The sequence below is a fragment of the Microbacterium meiriae genome, from assembly GCF_025143875.1.
Taxonomy (GTDB): Bacteria; Actinomycetota; Actinomycetes; order Actinomycetales; family Microbacteriaceae; genus Microbacterium; species Microbacterium meiriae.
The window spans coordinates 85,702-102,046 of record NZ_JAMBDU010000005.1; the positions used below are offsets into that span (position 1 = coordinate 85,702).

Annotated in this window: 14 protein-coding genes and 1 tRNA gene; 5 read left to right on the top strand and 10 right to left on the bottom strand. The window is 69.4% G+C overall.

The window, feature by feature from the left end; all coding sequences use genetic code 11:
* Positions 1-111: 111 nt before the first annotated feature.
* Complete coding sequence (locus tag M4D53_RS04760) at positions 112-366, top strand: type B 50S ribosomal protein L31 (RefSeq protein ID WP_187661611.1); 255 nt, start codon at positions 112-114, stop codon at positions 364-366.
* A 65-nt stretch (positions 367-431) separates the two neighbouring features.
* Here M4D53_RS04760 and M4D53_RS04765 read toward each other — a convergent pair whose 3' ends face one another.
* From M4D53_RS04765 to M4D53_RS04775, 3 genes are read right to left on the bottom strand one after another with little or no spacing between them, the layout of a single operon-like run.
* Positions 432-716, bottom strand: a complete 285-nt coding sequence (locus tag M4D53_RS04765; protein ID WP_187661610.1) for a hypothetical protein — start codon at positions 714-716, stop codon at positions 432-434.
* Positions 717-769: 53 nt separating this feature from the next.
* A complete protein-coding gene (locus tag M4D53_RS04770; RefSeq protein WP_259952285.1) occupies positions 770-2,026 on the bottom strand; it encodes an alpha/beta fold hydrolase in 1,257 nt (418 codons plus the stop codon).
* Complete coding sequence (locus tag M4D53_RS04775; protein ID WP_259952288.1) at positions 2,023-4,026, bottom strand: DUF262 domain-containing protein; 2,004 nt, start codon at positions 4,024-4,026, stop codon at positions 2,023-2,025. Before M4D53_RS04775 ends, M4D53_RS04770 begins: the two co-directional genes overlap by 4 nt.
* A gap of 176 nt (positions 4,027-4,202) precedes the next feature.
* Here M4D53_RS04775 and M4D53_RS04780 point away from each other — a divergent pair, with 176 nt between their 5' ends.
* Entirely contained in the window at positions 4,203-4,976 is a 774-nt protein-coding gene (locus M4D53_RS04780; RefSeq protein WP_025103622.1) for a hypothetical protein, read from the top strand.
* Between the two features lie 238 nt (positions 4,977-5,214).
* Entirely contained in the window at positions 5,215-5,718 is a 504-nt protein-coding gene (locus tag M4D53_RS04785; protein WP_259952290.1) for a DUF3145 domain-containing protein, read from the top strand.
* A gap of 139 nt (positions 5,719-5,857) precedes the next feature.
* Here M4D53_RS04785 and yczR read toward each other — a convergent pair whose 3' ends face one another.
* Entirely contained in the window at positions 5,858-7,261 is a 1,404-nt protein-coding gene (yczR, locus tag M4D53_RS04790) for a MocR-like transcription factor YczR (protein ID WP_259952292.1), read from the bottom strand.
* A 94-nt stretch (positions 7,262-7,355) separates the two neighbouring features.
* Here yczR and yczE point away from each other — a divergent pair, with 94 nt between their 5' ends.
* Entirely contained in the window at positions 7,356-8,033 is a 678-nt protein-coding gene (gene yczE, locus M4D53_RS04795) for a membrane protein YczE (protein ID WP_259952293.1), read from the top strand.
* Positions 8,034-8,119: 86 nt separating this feature from the next.
* On the opposite strand, the gene M4D53_RS04800 is transcribed toward yczE, so the two are convergent.
* From M4D53_RS04800 to aceE, 6 genes are all read right to left on the bottom strand, one after another.
* Positions 8,120-9,358: a beta-ketoacyl-[acyl-carrier-protein] synthase family protein gene (locus M4D53_RS04800; RefSeq protein ID WP_259952295.1), complete on the bottom strand. Its 1,239-nt coding sequence runs from the start codon at positions 9,356-9,358 to the stop codon at positions 8,120-8,122.
* Positions 9,359-9,455: 97 nt separating this feature from the next.
* Complete coding sequence (locus M4D53_RS04805; protein WP_017202249.1) at positions 9,456-9,704, bottom strand: acyl carrier protein; 249 nt, start codon at positions 9,702-9,704, stop codon at positions 9,456-9,458.
* 69 nt (positions 9,705-9,773) lie between these two features.
* Positions 9,774-10,775 carry a beta-ketoacyl-ACP synthase III gene (locus M4D53_RS04810; RefSeq protein WP_259952297.1) on the bottom strand — a complete coding sequence of 334 codons (1,002 nt, stop codon included), beginning with the start codon at positions 10,773-10,775 and terminating at the stop codon, positions 9,774-9,776.
* On the bottom strand, positions 10,772-11,692 hold the full coding sequence (locus M4D53_RS04815; protein ID WP_259952299.1) for an ACP S-malonyltransferase: 921 nt from the start codon (positions 11,690-11,692) through the stop codon (positions 10,772-10,774). Before M4D53_RS04815 ends, M4D53_RS04810 begins: the two co-directional genes overlap by 4 nt.
* Positions 11,693-11,789: 97 nt before the next feature.
* Positions 11,790-12,986: a PucR family transcriptional regulator gene (locus M4D53_RS04820; RefSeq protein WP_187664166.1), complete on the bottom strand. Its 1,197-nt coding sequence runs from the start codon at positions 12,984-12,986 to the stop codon at positions 11,790-11,792.
* 31 nt (positions 12,987-13,017) lie between these two features.
* On the bottom strand, positions 13,018-15,744 hold the full coding sequence (aceE, locus tag M4D53_RS04825) for a pyruvate dehydrogenase (acetyl-transferring), homodimeric type (RefSeq protein WP_259952301.1): 2,727 nt from the start codon (positions 15,742-15,744) through the stop codon (positions 13,018-13,020).
* A gap of 153 nt (positions 15,745-15,897) precedes the next feature.
* Between aceE and M4D53_RS04830 the strand changes: the two genes are divergently transcribed.
* Positions 15,898-15,970: transfer RNA gene (locus M4D53_RS04830), tRNA-Val, on the top strand.
* The last annotated feature ends 375 nt before the right edge of the window (positions 15,971-16,345 follow it).

The following is a 16,345-nucleotide window of genomic DNA, read 5'->3' on the forward strand; positions in this document are numbered from 1 at the left end:
CCGATGGGTTACTGAGCTCGTCGAAGTACTGGTAGAATCGATCCTTGGTGCGTTCGTACCACAGACTTCCCTCGTCCCTGGCACAATCCAGGGCAGCAACAAAGGAATCCCATGAAGACTGACATTCACCCCGAGTACAAGGCTGTCGTGTTCCGCGACCTGGGTTCGGGCGAGACCTTCCTCACCCGCTCCACCGTCACGAGCGACAAGACGATCGAGCTGGACGGCGTGGAGTACCCGGTGATCGACGTCGAGATCTCCTCGGCCTCGCACCCCTTCTACACGGGCAAGCAGCGCATCATGGACTCGGCCGGTCGCGTCGAGAAGTTCAACCAGCGCTTCAAGGGCTTCGGCGGCTCCAAGTAAGGACCGCTTCACGAAGGCCCCGCGCTCCTCGGAGCACGGGGCCTTCGTCATGCCCGGTGGGGTGCTCACACGTCGATGACGATGCGTCCGTGCTGGATGCGGCCCGGCGGGTCGCCGGGGCTCGGCGCCGGGGCGGTGCGCCGGGTCTGCCGGTCGCGCTCCTGTCCCGCCTCGTGCGCCGTGGGGGACCACACGGCATCGAAGACGCCGACGAGCCCTCCGGATCCGGCCTGCTCGTACTTCTCCTCCACCGGGCGACGGGAGAGGGAGTGCCGGATGCCGACGAAGAAGAGCACCGGCCCCGCACCGAGTACGAGGGCGATCGTGGTCCATCCGAGCAGATGCTCCATGCGCCCAGAATAGATCGCCGACCATGTCGACGGTATCCGTCGCGCGGCGGATGTCAGCGGACGCGGCGTCCGTGGGCCAGGTCGATCAGGCGCGCCAGCACAGGACCGCTCCGCAGGCCGTTGTGCTCGTGCTCACTCGTCACCCACGGCGTCACACCTGGGAGCAGGCGGGCGGTCTCCAGCGAGAACTCCAGCGGCACGTACAGGTCGTTCACGTACACCGCGGCCGCTCCCGTGGCTCCGGAGTCGGCGAGAGCGACGGTGTCGTAGATCCGCGGCCAGGGGTGCTCCGCCAGGATCGACGTGACCTCGCGCCACGGCTGCAGCCCGGGGACGGTGTCCGCCCATTCGCGACGGATGTGCTCGCCCGTGAACAGCGTGGGGTCGTCGCGGAAGTCGTCAGGCTCGACGCGCTCCGCCGACCACCGCGTCGTGTGTCCGCTCGCGTAGCTCGACTCGTGGAACGCGTAGTACAGCGGATTGCGTGCGCCGAAGGGCATGGCGTGCTGGAGGTCGTAGCGGAAGGCGTTGGAAGAGGGATCGCGCTCGAGGAGGGACCAGAGCGTCTGCCAACCGTCGTCGGTGCCGAGAGCGGAGCCCACCGAGCGGAGGCGGGAACGCGATACGACCTCGCCGTCGGGGAGGACGAGTTCACCGGCGTCCGCGAGATCGATCAGGCGTCGCATGACGTCGCGGTGCTCCGGGAAGCGCCGGTAGTACCGCTCGGACGCCGTGCGCATCTTGTCGTAGCAGAGGGCGTAGACCTCGTCCGGGTCGCGCTCGACCGTGCTGAGGCCTCCGGTGATGAAGACGTCGTCGAGCGAATCCGCGTGGGTCGACAGGTAGGCCAGCGTCGTGAACCCGCCGAAGGACTGCCCGAGGACGCTCCACGTCGGCACCCCCAGGTGCTCCCGCAGCGCCTCGCAGTCGCGCACGATGGCATCGGCGCGCAGGTGGGTCAGATGCTCGGCGACGGCTTCGGCGCCCCGCACGAGGTCGCCGTCGCCGACCGGGGAGGAGAGGCCGGTGCCGCGCTGGTCCAGGAGGACGAGTCGGTAGTGCGCGAGGGCCTGGTCCAGCCACGCGGGCGCTGTGGAGGAGTGGAAGGGACGCGGGGCTTCGTAGCCGGGCCCGCCCTGCAGGAACACCAGATAGGGGAGCGTCTCGCCCCCGTCGCGTGTCACCACGCGGGCGAACACGTCGATCGTACGGGTGTCTGCCGGGTCGCCCCAGACGAGGGGAACCGTGAGCGTGTGCTCCTCGACGGCGAGGTCGAGCAGGCGGCGGCGGATGACAGTGGTCATGGTCACATCACATTCCCGATGTAGGAGTACTTCACGAAGACCTCGGCGGCGATGCCGGACTCATCGAGGACCCCCTGGACGGCCGTCATCATGTAGTTCGAGTCCCAGCCCATGTAGAGGTAGTGCGTGTCGTCGAGGTCATCCCAGTGCCCCTTCCACGCCTTGTCGCGGTAGATCGGGCCGCCGTGGGTCGCGCAGTAGGCGAGAGCGGCCTCGGTGGTGTCCGTCCAGGCGCGGCGGAACACGCGGTTGAACAGATGCTTGACGTCGTAGACCTCCCATCGCTCGCCGCGGTACTCGACGTAGTCGAACTCGCGCTCCCACCCCGCCGGCCAGCCGCGGCGGCGGACCGCGTCGAGGATCGGGGTGAGTCCGTCGTCATCGATCTCCGGCAGTGCCGGCCGCGCCCAGACGCGGACGAGATCGGCCGTCAGGCCCACCGTGCGTGCGGTGATGGCCGCCGTGCCCCAGGACTCCTGTGCGGCGAGGGCACGGGTGGCCGGAACCGTGCTGCGTGCGTAGGCCTCGTCGCGCTTGACCGGGAACGAGGCGCCGAACACCCGCTCCGTGAGGCCCTGCTCCAGGAGCGTGAGGTTGCCGAGCGTCGGCGCGAGGGCGCGGTGGCTGTTCTGCTCGTCTTCCGAATACTCGCTCCACGGGCGCACGCCGTCGCCGGACCAGGCGTCGCCGGGCACGGCGGGCACGATGTGCTCGACGTCGTAGCCGTCCACGTCATCGACGCCTTCGAGCCGGCCGAGCACGTAGGCCGGATACGGCAGCTCGCTGTACTTGAGCACCGCACTGACCCGTTCGTCCGACGGGGTGATGCGCGCGATGGCGCGGGCGAGGGCGTCGTGTCCGTCGCGACGCGCACGGCAGAGACGGGCGATGAGCCGCTCGGCGGGAAGGTTCACGAGCGCGCGACGAAGGAACATCGCCTGCAGCCACTCGAGCGTCTCGAGGAGCTGGGCCCGGTCGATGAGCCCGCGTGCGTGATCGCTGTACGCGCTCATGACGAGCGGGTACGAGGAACGTCCGAACGTGTTCACGTGCCGCAGCTGACGCGCGATCTCGGGGTCCGGTTCCTTCGTCGGATCGAGGAGGAGGCCGTAGATCTCCGCGTAGTGCCGCCAGGTCTCGGCGTCGGCCTGGAGGTGCGCGACGTCGACGCGCGGGAACGACTGGCGGAACGCGCTGTACACCCCGTGCTCCCCGTTCGCCGCCACCTCTCGCCCCGTCACGAGCACGAGGTAGTGGCGCCAGAACGCTCCGATCGCCTCGCCCGTGTGCTGCTCGATCGGTAGCCAGAACCGCGCCTCCACGTCCATCTGCTCGGCGTGGTTCAGGCCCATGAGGATGTAGTTGTGGATCAGCTCATGGTCCCGCAGCGGTTCGCCGGTGGAGTTCAGGCTCTCGAAGATCTGCTGCGCGTTGGCCTGCGCACCGAGCGTGATCGAGACGTGCTCCAGTCGCTGCAGCCCCTGCCAGATGAGCGGCACCTCGTCGGCATGGATCTGGCTGCGGAAGAAGGCGTAGTTGTCGTCGAAGCGCGACTCGCGATCGAGGTCGTCACGGCGGTCGAGCACGACCGACTCGTAGAGATCGGCCCAGGCATCGTGCGGCCGAAGCTTCGTGCGCTCCGGGTCGTCGGTGCGCACCAGCACGCGGGCGAGGTCGGCGGCGAGCTCCGGGTCCCGGTCGCGCACCGAGTGATGCAGCGCGGCGACGAGGAGCATGAGCGTGGTGAGGCGCTGCTGCCCGTCGATGAGGATGAGGTCGGCGTCCGGGCCGGAGCCGTCCTCGGCGGAGAGGATCGAGCCGATGAAGTGGCGATGCGCGTCGTCTTCCGCGGCCACCGCCCTGACGTCGGAGAGGAGCCGCTCGCAGCCGCCGATGTCCCAGCGGTACTGCCGCTGGTAGACGGGGACGACGATGGTCGTGCGTCCCGCCGCGAGCCATTCGATCGTGTTGACTGCCGTCGCCTCGACGTTGGTCGCGGTGCTCATGCTGGTGTCTCGTCCTCCCGTAGCGACAGGCGCCACGGACGCGCCGGGTGCCCCGCCCAGTCTATTCGCTTATCCACGGTGACCCTCCGGGGGAGGGCCAGGTCCCGCTGTTAGCCTTGCCTTATCAGGGCCTGTTAAAACGTGCTGGCCCCCGATGAAAGGAACATGACTCGATCATGGGATACATCAAGTCCGCAGCGCTGGAGGAGAAGGGCTTCGTCGTCCTCGACAGCTACGACCAGGAGGCCGACCCCAAGGAGTGGCTCGACATCGAGTACGTCGACTGGAAGTCCTCGGGCGACACCCGGTTCGCGCCCCTCGCCAGCGCCTTCGGTGACATCGAGTGCAACGGCTTCTGGAACCACAAGCCGCCGCGCACCGACAAGGACGGCGTCTGGATCGACGAGCAGACCGCCAAGGCCCCGAACCTCACGCGTCGCGCGCAGGAGCCGGGCGCGAACGTCGGTCGCTGCCGCGTCATCGAGCTGCAGCCGACCCCGTACGGCGACTGCCTCTACAACCTGCACCAGGACGACAACAACCGTCTGAACCCGGACGGCACCGGCTGGGTCGTGCGCGGGTTCTTCAACCTCACCGACGACAAGGACAGCTACTTCGTCCTGCGCGAGAACCGCACGGACCCCAGCATCGAGTACCGCATCGCCCTGCCGGCCGGTGCGCAGCTCATCGTCGACACCCAGCGCCTGTGGCACGCCGCCACGCACAACGGCACCGACCCGCGCTACTGCCTCATCACCTCGTGGACGTCCGGTCCCGAGCTCGACGCGTACATCGAGAAGTACCACGGCACCGACGACGTCCCGAACGTCGAGGTCCCGCAGGACGTGCTCGAGTTCGGCTATGCCGAGCAGGCCCGCAAGGACGCCGCCCGCGCGGCCTATTACGCCGCCAAGGGCCAGCAGGTCAAGCAGGCCATGAGCGAGGCGTGAGCGTCCCCACGCTGGGTCGCTGAGCGTCCCCACGGTGGGTCGCTGAGCGTCCCCACGGTGGGTCGCTGAGCTCGTCGAAGCGCCCGAAGGCCCCGGTCCGCGGACCGGGGCCTTCGTCGTCGAATCACACGCTTGTGATTTCGCGGGAACTCGGCGAGAATGGGCGCACAACCGCATACTCTCGCCACTTCGTGGTTCAGGTCGTAGGGGAAGACGCACCTGATGAAACGGAGAGATCATGGCGACGGCTTACGCACGCGGAGTGGTGTTCATCCACTCGGCGCCTCGCGCGCTCTGCCCGCACCTGGAATGGGCGGTGGGTCGCGCTATCGGGCGTGCGGTGAACTTCGATTGGACCGAGCAGCCCGTGCTGACCGGCGCCCGCCGCGCCGAGTTCTACTGGGACGGCCCTGTCGGAACCGGCGCTGCCCTCGCGACCGCGATCCGCGGCTGGGAGCACCTCCGGTTCGAAGTGACCGAGGATCCCACTCCGCGCAGTGACGGCGGTCGGTGGCTGCACACCCCCGACCTCGGGATCCACTACGCCCAGACCGACGTCGCCGGCAACATCGTCATCGGCGAGGACCGCATCCGCTACGCGATGGAGATCGCCGCGGGAAACGCCGTCGAGCTGCAGCGCGAGCTCGACGTCGCCCTGGGCTCCGCCTGGGACGAGGAGCTGGAACCCTTCCGTCACGCCAGCGACGACGCGCGCGTCGTCTGGCTCCACAAGGTCGGCTGACCGGCCGCTGAGACCAGGAGCGCGGAGGCGTGAGTATCGGATGCCGGTGAGTGATCCCGGACGCTGAGAAGACGAATCCCCGCTCCGCTCGACGAGGACCCCGCCCCGGGTGACCGGGCGGGGTCTTCGTCTGTGCCGGTCAGATCACTGCGGCGTGAGCAAGGTCGGCGGTGGCGTCCACTCCACCGCCGCGCACGTCCGCCCAGGCCTGCGCCAGGCGCGTCATCGCCTCCGCCGTCCGCTCGGGGGGAAGCGTGATCGGGACCCGGAGGCGGCGCTCCAGCACGCCGCCGGTCGTGAAGCGGGGCCCGGGTGGGAGGATGAGATCCCGTTCCCGTGCGGCGAGGGAGAGCGTGGTCGACAAGGGGGCACCGAGGTCGATCCAGGCGGAGAGGCCGCCGGGCGTCTCCGGCATGCGCATCCCCGGGATATCCGCGATCCCCGCAGCCACCGCGTCCCGCCCCGCCGTGAGGCGGCGTCGGACATGATGGGTGAGCGCCGGGACGTCGTCGAGAAGCTCCACGGCGATGCACTGCTCCAGGAGCGCTGTGCCGAGTTCGAACGAGGGACGGACGGCCAGCAGTCGAGCGATGACCGAGCGCTCGGCGCGCACCCAGCCGATGCGCATGCCTCCCCAGGCGATCTTCGACATCGACCCGACCGTGATGACGTTCGGGCCCTCGGCCGCCATGGGCACCGGAGCCCATCCGCGGTCGATGTCGAGTTCCGCCGTCGTCTCGTCCACGATCAGATGGGTGCCCGTATTCCGGGCCGTCGTGGCGATCCGGGACCGCTCCTCCTGCGGCAGCGTCGCGCCGGTGGGGTTGTGGAAGTCCGGGATGAGGTAGGCGACGTGCGGCCGAGCCGTCAGCAGCGTGTCGGTGAGGTGCCGGGTGTCCCAGCCGTCGGTGTCGACCGGTGTGGGGACCAGACGGTAGCCGTGGCGGTGCAGCGCCTCGAGCGCGTGCGGAAAGGTCGGCTGCTCCACGAGGGCGCGTTCACCCCGGCGGCCGATCGCCGTGAGGATGAGGTTGACGGCGTTCAGGGCGCCGGAGGTGATCATGATCTCGTCCGGCGTGGTGACCGCGCCGCGTTCGGTGAACCGGCGGGCCACGGCCTCACGCAGCTCGGGAAGACCCTGCAGCGAGTAGCCGCTCGTACCGCGCAGAGCCGCGAGTCGGGGGAGGGAGCGCACGGTGGCGTCGTACAGACCGGGGGTCGAGTCCATGGAGGCGATCGAGAGGTCGATCGCCTCGTCGTCCCGGCCGGGGGTGGCTATCGACGGGCCGTGCGGGAGCGCGACGCGGGTGCTGCCGCCGTGATGCCGGGACACGTAGCCGGCGGCCTCCAGCACGCCGTACGCGCGGGTGATGGTCGACCGGGACCGTCGCAGCTCGAGGGCGAGGGCGCGCTCGCTCGGCAGTCGCTCGCCGACGGTGAGGCGACCGTCGAGGATGAGCGCTCTGATGCGGTCGGCGAGACCGGACGCCGAGGTGTCGTCGAGGTCCTGGATGCCGAGCTGCGTGACGAGACGGGATGCCATGCCTCCAGACTGCCGCAAAGTGGCCTTCCATGTGCAGGCCACTTTTCGCTCAGTGGTCGTCCTCGGAGGTCTTCGCACGGGCCACGATGGAGAGATGCTCTTCCGTGCCGTCTTCCTGCCTTTCACCGCGACCAGCCGTCGGGACCTGGTCGAGCGGCTCGCGCAGCTCGTGGGCGGGCTCTTCCTCTACGGCGTCGCCCTCGGCTTCATGGTGCGGGGCGGCATCGGCGTCGCGCCCTGGGACGTCCTGTCGCTGGGCGTCGCAGGCTGGACGGGACTCGGGTACGGGGTCGTCACGGTGCTCATCTCGATCGTCGTCCTGCTGCTGTGGATCCCGCTCCGTCAACGGGTGGGCCTCGGCACTCTGCTGAACGCCCTGCTCATCGGACCGTTCGCCGACCTCACGCTCCTCGTGCTGCCCGCGCCGCCGTCCGTATGGGTGGGGGCGCCCATGTTCGTCTTCGGACTCGTGCTGCTGGCGTTCGCCACCGGTCTCTACATCGCGGCGGACTTCGGTCCCGGACCGCGCGACGGACTCATGACGGGGCTCGTCCGAGTGACCAGGTGGCCGGTCTGGCTGGCGCGGACGGTCATCGAGGGTTCCGTCCTGCTGGTCGGCTTCCTGCTCGGCGGCCCCGTCGGCGTCGGCACCGTGCTGTTCGCCTTCGGCGTCGGTCCGCTGATCGGCTGGTTCCTCCCACGCATCGAGCGCCGACGTCGGGAGCGTTCGCAGCGCCTTGCCGTCCGGGCGAGCGCGCCCCTGGGCCCCTGAGCCTGTCGAAGGGCCAGAGCGGACCGCGCACGACGAAGGCCCCCGGGATCGCATCCCGGGGGCCTTCGTCGTGCATGCGGAAGCGGTCAGTCGACGCCGCCCAGCACGAGCACGGCGTTGTGTCCGCCGAAGCCGAACGAGTTGCTGATGGCGATCTGCGGGCCGTCACCGAGCGGAGCCGCCTCTCCGGACAGACGGAAGGGGACCTCCGGGTCCGGCTCGGTCATGTTGATCGTCGGCGGGGCCACGCGGTCCCGCAGCGCGAGGAGGGAGAAGATCGCCTCCAGCGCTCCTGTGCCGCCCAGCAGGTGTCCGGTCGACGCCTTGGTGGCCGACACCGGGATCTCGTCGATCCGGTCGCCGAAGACATTCTTCAGCGCGACGTACTCGTTGGGGTCCCCGACCGGGGTCGAGGTCGCGTGGGCGTTGATGTGCGTCACCTGGTCGGGGGCGATGCCGGCCTCCTCGAGTGCCTGGACGACGGCACGCGCCGCACCCTTGCCCTCGGGGTCGTTGCCGGTGATGTGGTAGGCGTCGGCGGTCACACCGCCTCCGAGGATGTAGCCGTAGATCTTCGCGCCGCGGGCCTTGGCATGCTCCTCGGTCTCGAGGATGAGGGCGGCGGCACCCTCGCCCATCACGAAGCCGTCGCGGTCGATCGCGCCGGGTCGCGAGGCGTGGGCCGGGTCGTCGTTACGACGCGACAGCGCCTGCGCGGAGGCGAAGGCGGCCATCGTGATCGGGTGGATCGCCGACTCGGTGCCACCGGCGATGACGACGTCGGCCAGGCCCTCCTGAAGGTGGTGGAACGCGTGGATGATCGACTCGGTGCTGGAGGCGCAGGCACTGACCACGGTCTGCGCGTAGGCCCGGGCTTCGAACTGCAGCGACAGGTTGCCGGCGGCCGCGTTCGGCATCAGCATCGGCACGGTCAGCGGCATGACCCGGCGCGGGCCCTTCTCACGCAACGTGTCCCAGGCGTCCAGCAACGTCCACAGGCCGCCGATGCCCGTCGCGAAGTCGACGCCGAGGCGCTCGGGAGCGACCTCTGGCGAGCCCGCGTCCGCCCAGGCCTCGCGCGCCGCGATGAGGGCGAACTGCGAAGACGGGTCGAGACGCTTCGCCTCGTGGCGGGGCAGCACCTCTTCCGGACGGACGCTCGCAGAGGCGGCGAACGTGACGGGGAGGTCGTACTCCTGCACCCAGTCGTGCTCGATCGTGCGGGCGCCGGAGGCACCGGCGAGGAGGTTGTCCCAGTTCTCCGGGGCCGTCCCGCCGATGGCGGAGGTGGCGCCGATGCCGGTGACGACGATGCGCTTGGTCATGAGGTGTGGTTCCTTGTCGAAACGAGTTCGTGCGGGGGATGGGCAGGGCCGGAGGATGCCACGCCTCGCGCGGGGCGAGGGTGGCATCCTGGCGGGATTACTCCTGGCCCGCGACGATGAAGTTGACGGCGTCGCCGACGGTCTTCAGGTTCTTGACCTCGTCGTCGGGGATGGTGACGCCGAACTTCTCCTCGGCGTTGACGACGATCGTCATCATCGAGATCGAGTCGATGTCGAGGTCGTCCGTGAACGACTTCTCCAGGGCGACCTCGCTGGCGTTGATGCCGGTCTCGTCGGTGATCAGCTCTGCGAGGCCGGCGAGGACCTCATCGTTGGTGAAAGCCATGGTGGTCTTCCTCTTTCTTACGGGTTGTATTCGGAACCGTGGAACAGTCTAGGGAAGGTCGGCGCGTCTTCAGGGGAGGACGACGACCTGGGCCGCGAAGACGAGGCCGGCGCCGAAGCCGATCTGCAGGGCGAGGCCGCCGGAGAGCTCCGGGTGCTCGGCCATGAGGCGGTGGCTGGCGAGGGGGATCGAGGCGGCCGACGTGTTGCCGGTGGTCTCGATGTCACGGGCGATGACGGTGGTCTCCGGAAGGCCGAGCTGCTTGGCGAACTCGTCGATGATGCGCATGTTCGCCTGGTGCGGGATGAAGGCGGCGAGGTCGGAGGCCTCGATCCCGGCCTTCTCCAGCGCCTCGCGGGCGACCTTCGCCATCTCCCAGACCGCCCAGCGGAAGACCGTCGGACCTTCCTGGCGGAGCGTCGGCCACGGCACCACGCCGTCGCGGAAGTCGGTGAGGGTGCCGTTCATGCCGACGGCGTCGGCCTTGGAGCCGTCGCTGCCCCAGACGGCAGGGGCGATGCCCGGCGTGTCGCTGGGGCCGATGAGAGCCGCGCCAGCGCCGTCGCCGAGGAGGAACGAGATGCTGCGGTCCGTGGGGTCGACGACGTCGGACAGCTTCTCCGTGCCGATCACGAGGGCGTGGCGGGCGGCACCGGCCTTGATGAGCGCGTCGGCCTGCGCCACCGCGTACGCGTAGCCGGCGCAGGCCGCGTTGATGTCGTACGCCGCAGCGGGGTTGGCGCCGACGCGGTCCGCCACGATCGCGGAGACCGACGGCGTCTGCTTCGGGTTGCTGATGGTCGCGACGATGACGAGGTCTACCTGGTCGGCCGGCACACCCGACTTCTCGATGGCCTCGGCCGCCGCCTCGGTCGCGAGGTCGATGGCGTCCGTCCCCTTGTCGGCCCGGACGCGCGTGATGATGCCGGTGCGCTGCCGGATCCACTCGTCACTCGAGTCGATGGGCCCGATGAGGTCTTCGTTGGGCACCGCGTTCTCGCCGCGAGCCGCGCCGAAGGCGTAGATGCGGGTGTAGGCGGGCCCGGCGATCTGGGCGAGGGAGGCGGTCATGCGGCTTCTCCGTTCAGCAGCGCGACGGCGGCTTCGAGGTCTTCGGGGGTCTTCACGGCGACCGTCGGCACGCCGCGCAGGCCGCGCTTGGCGAGACCGACCAGGGCGCCCGCGGGGGCGAGCTCGATGACGCCGGTCACGCCGGCGTCGGCGAAGGAGGTCATGCAGAGGTCCCACCGCACGGGGGAGGAGACCTGATCGACGAGGTAGTCCAGCGCCGTCGCTCCGTCGGTCACGACGGAGCCGTCGCGGTTGGTCCAGAGCGTGATCTCGGGGTCGGCCGGCTGGACATCGGCCACAGCGTCGCGGAGAACCGAGACGGCGGAGGACATGTAGTCGGTGTGGAACGCGCCGGCGACCTGGAGCGGCACCACGCGCGTGCCCTTGACCGGATCCTCGGCGAGGGCCGCCAGGGCCGGAAGAGGGCCGGCGACGACGATCTGCCCGCCGCCGTTGAAGTTCGCCGGCGCGAGGCCGAGCTCGGCGAGTCGGGCGAGGAGCGTCTCCTCGTCACCGCCGAGGACCGCGCTCATCCCGGTCGGGGTCTGGGCCGCGGCATCCGCCATCGCCCGCCCACGGATGCCGACGAGGCGCATGCCGGTCGTGGCGTCCAGGACACCGCTGCCGACGAGAGCGGCGATCTCCCCGACGGAGTGCCCGGCGATGCCGTCCGCGCGGCGATCGGCGGCGGCCACGAGAGCGTCACCGGCGACGAGGGAGGCGGCCACGATCAGCGGCTGGGCGACGCGGGTGTCGCGGATGGTGTCCGCGTCCGACTCGGTGCCGTGCGCGCGGAGATCGACCTGCGCGGCCTCGGAGTAGGCGGCGAGCCGCTCCTCCACTCCGTCGAGCTCGAGCCAGGGGGCGAGGAATCCGGGGGTCTGCGAGCCCTGTCCAGGGCAGACGACGACAATCACCCACCCAGTCTGCCAACGATCGCGGCAGAACGGTGGATGATCCATCACAAGATTGCGCGGAACCCTTGTGTGTGGCGCACAGGTTCGGCGTCGTCGGTCAGCGCGGAGGGCGACGCAGAGGCGAACGGCGCCGGACCTGCTCCGCGGCTCCGATGGAGCCGAGGATGAGCGCGGTCTGCAGGATGAGCGCCTCGCGGGGCCCGGTCGCGTCCCACCCGATCACCTCGCTCACCCGCTTGAGGCGGTAGCGCACGGTATTGGGATGCACGAAGAGCTCGCGGGCCGTCGCCTCGAGGGACCGGCCGTTGTCCAGGTAGCTCCAGAGCGTCGTGACGAGGTCGGTCGAGTGCGCCTGCAACGGGCGGTAGATGCGCTCGATGAGGGTCTGCTTCGCGAGCGGATCGCCGGCGAGGGCGCGCTCGGGCAGCAGGTCGTCGGCCTCGACCGGCCGCGGTGCGCCGCGCCAGGCCCGGGCGACGGCGAATCCGGCCAGGGCCGCACGAGCACTCTGGCTGGCGTCGACGAGGGCGGCGACCGCCGGGCCCAGCACGACGAAGCCCGGGCCGAACGAGGGCTCCAGACGCGTGGCGATCTCCTGGAACCCGAGCTCCTCGTCCTCGCCCTCCTGACCCTCGACGCGCGCGCGTCCGAGCACGAGGACGAGTCGCGAGCCCTGGACCCCGATGAGCACGTCGACCGCGAGCTTGCGCGCGGTGCGGCGAACCAGATCGACGTCGAACTGCGGGGGCGTGGTCCCGACGAGGACAGCGACCTCCCCGTGACCGTGCCACCCGAGCGCGGCGATCCGGCTGGGCAGCTCCTCGTCGGCCTCGCCGGTGAGGATCGAGTCGACGACGAGCGCTTCGAGCCGTGCGTCCCAGAGGCCGCGGGCCTCGGCGGCGCGGGCGTAGACGTCGGCCGCCGCGAACGCCACGTCCCGCGAGTAGAGCAGGATGGCCTCTCGGAGATCCGCGCCCTTGCCTGCGACCCGCTCCTCGGTCACCTCGACGGTGACGCGGATGAGCTGGAGCGTCTGCTGCAGACTCACACTCCGCAGCAGTTCACGGGGAGCGGCGGCGAAGATGTCCGCGGCGATCCATGGGGTGGACGTGGGGTCGTCGTACCACTGGATGAATGACGTGATGCCCGCCTGCGCCACCAGCCCGACCGCGGAGCGGCGGGCCGGTGGCATGTCGGCGTACCAGGGGAGGGTGTCCTCCAGCCGCTTGATCGTCACCGTGGCGATGTCACCGGAGATCCGGCGGAGCCAGGTGAGCGTGGCGGCCTTGTCCATGCCGGCGGCGGAGGCAGCTGTCACCGAGGGCTCAGCTTTCGCCGCCTGCGTTGCCGCTCGTGCCGGCGTTCACGTCGTGCAGGCGGTACTTGTCGATGGCCTGAGCGGAGAGACCGCGGTCGACCTTGCCCTCCTCGGCCAGTGCCTGCAGCGTGCGCACGACGATCGACGGTCCGTCGATCTTGAAGAAGCGGCGTGCCGCGGCACGGGTGTCCGAGAACCCGAAGCCGTCGGCGCCGAGCGTGGCGAAGCGGTTCGGAACCCACGGGCGGATCTGGTCCTGCACGGCGTGCATGAAGTCGCTGACCGCGACGACGGGACCCTCGGCGCCCTGGAGCTTCTGCGTGAGGTACGCGGTGCGCGGCTCCTGCTCCGGGTGGAGGAAGTTGTGCTCGTCGGCGGCGAGGCCGTCACGGCGCAGCTCGGTCCACGAGGTGACCGACCACACGTCGGCGACGACGCCCCAGTCCTTCTTCAGCAGCTCCTGCGCCTCGAGCGCCCACGGCAGACCGACGCCGGAGGCGAAGAGCTGCGCACGGGGGCCGTCGCCCTCGCCGACGGAGACGCGGTGGATCCCACGGACGATGCCGTCCACGTCCACGTCGGCCGGCTCGGCGGGCTGCACCATCGGCTCGTTGTACACCGTGAGGTAGTACATGACGTTCGGGTCCTCGTGCTGCCCGCCGTACATCCGCTCGAGACCGGAGCGCATGATGTGCGCGATCTCGTAGCCGTACGCGGGGTCGTAGGACACCGTCGCCGGGTTGGTGGAGGAGAGCAGGTGCGAGTGGCCGTCGGCGTGCTGGAGGCCCTCACCCGTCAGGGTCGTGCGTCCGGCGGTGGCGCCGATGATGAAACCGCGGGCCATCTGGTCGCCGGCCGCCCACTGGGCGTCGCCGGTGCGCTGGAAACCGAACATCGAGTAGAAGATGTAGATCGGGATCAGCGGCTCGCCGTGCGTGGCGTACGAGGTGCCCGCTGCGGTGAACGCCGCGACGGCGCCGGCCTCGTTGATGCCGACGTGGACGATCTGGCCCTGCGGGCTCTCCTTGTAGGCGAGCAGCAGCTCCCGGTCGACCGAGGTGTAGTGCTGGCCGTTGGGGTTGTAGATCTTCGCGGTCGGGAAGTACGCGTCCATGCCGAACGTGCGCGCCTCGTCGGGGATGATCGGCACGATCCGGTGGCCGAACTCCTTCGAGCGCAGCAGGTCCTTCAGCAGGCGGACGAACGCCATGGTCGTGGCGATCTCCTGCGTGCCGGAGCCCTTCTTCGGCAGCGCGTAGGCGTTGTCCTCGGGCAGGGAGAGGCCCACGTGGGTCGAACGGCGCTCCGGGAGGAAGCCGCCGAGGGCCTTACGGCGCTCGAGCATGTACTGGATCGTCTCGTCCTGCGGTCCCGGGTTGTAGTACGGGGGCAGGTAGGGGTTCTCCTCGAGCTGCGCGTCCGTGATCGGGATGTGCATCGCGTCGCGGAACGTCTTGAGGTTGTCCAGCGTCATCTTCTTCATCTGGTGGGTCGCGTTGCGGCCCTCGAACTGCGGGCCGAGCCCGTAGCCCTTGACGGTCTTCGCCAGGATGACGGTCGGCTTGCCCTTGTGCTCGGTCGCGGCCTTGAAGGCGGCGTAGACCTTGCGGTAGTCGTGGCCACCGCGCTTCAGGTTCCAGATGTCGTCGTCGGAGTAGTCCTTGACCAGGGCGGCGGTGCGCTCGTCGCGGCCGAAGAAGTGCTCACGGATGTAGGCGCCGGACTCGGCCTTGTACGTCTGGTAGTCCCCGTCGGGGGTGACGTTCATGAGGTTGAGCAGCGCGCCCTCGGTGTCGCGGGCGAGCAGGTCGTCCCACTCCCGGCCCCAGACGACCTTGATGACGTTCCAGCCCGCGCCGCGGAAGAACGACTCGAGCTCCTGGACGATCTTGCCGTTGCCGCGCACCGGGCCGTCAAGGCGCTGCAGGTTGCAGTTGACGACGAAGGTGAGGTTGTCGAGACCCTCGTTCGCGGCGACCTGGAGCTGACCCCGGCTCTCGACCTCGTCCATCTCGCCGTCGCCGAGGAAGGCCCAGACGTGCGACTGCGAGGTGTCCTTGATGCCGCGGTTCTCGAGGTACTTGTTCGACATCGCCTGGTAGATGGCGTTGATTGGGCCGAGACCCATCGACACCGTCGGGAACTGCCAGTACTCCGGCATGAGGCGCGGGTGCGGGTACGAAGGGATGCCGTTCGGCGCGTGCGACTTCTCCTGGCGGAAGCCGTCGAGCTGGTCCTCGGTCAGGCGACCCTCGAGGAACGAGCGGGCATAGGTGCCGGGGGAGGCGTGGCCCTGGATGAAGATCTGGTCGGCACCACCGGGGTGGTCCGCGCCCTTGAAGAAGTGGTTGAAGCCCACTTCGTACAGCGCCGCGGAGGACGCGTAGGTCGAGATGTGACCGCCGACGCCGATGCCGGGGCGCTGGGCGCGGTGCACCGTGATGGCGGCGTTCCAGCGGATCCAGGCGCGGTAGCGGCGCTCGATCTCCTCGTCGCCGGGGAACTCGGGCTCGTTCTCCGGGGCGATGGTGTTGATGTAGTCGGTGGTCGGAACCATCGGCACGTTCAGGTGCAGTTCCTTGGAGCGCTTGAGCAGGCTGAGCATGATCTCGCGCCCGCGGCCGTGGCCCTTGGCGTCCACCAGCTCGTCGAGCGACTGCTGCCACTCACCGGTCTCTTCCGGATCGCTGTCGAGGGGGCCCTGAGAGTACGGATCCTGGTCGTGGACGGTCACGGGGGAACCTTTCGTCAAGCTGGCAGGTCATGCCAAGGAAACGGGAAGCGACACGGGCAGCCTTGTCGGCCGTGCACAACGCGCGCCGACCTCAGCCTAGCCCTCTTCCACGACACGGGTGCGCATCCGCGCCCGGATAGACTGAGCGCACCAGGGCCTTTAGCTCAGCTGGTAGAGCGCCACGTTTACACCGTGGATGTCGGCGGTTCGAACCCGTCAAGGCCCACCGAGATGTACTGCCGGTAGAACTCGACCGGGTCGATCTTCAGCACGCGCGCGATCCCTTCCAGCTCATCGGCGAGGAACGGCGACTTCCCGTTGAGTCGCTCTCCCATCGTCGACGGTGAGACCCCCATGCGGACCGCGACGAAGCGGGCCGACCGCTCGTGCTCGTCGACGATCACGGACTTCACGAACTCGCCGCGTGCACGTCGGAGCTTCCGCTCGTCGGTGATGATCGGCGTCACATTCCCCTGGATGTTCATGCCGACCAGTGTACGGGTTTCCGGTCACTCTGACAAGCCAGTCCGTACGCTCACCCCGGAAATTCGGCAACACGCCGCAAATCCGTATTGACGGTGTGCGGAATCTCGCACACACT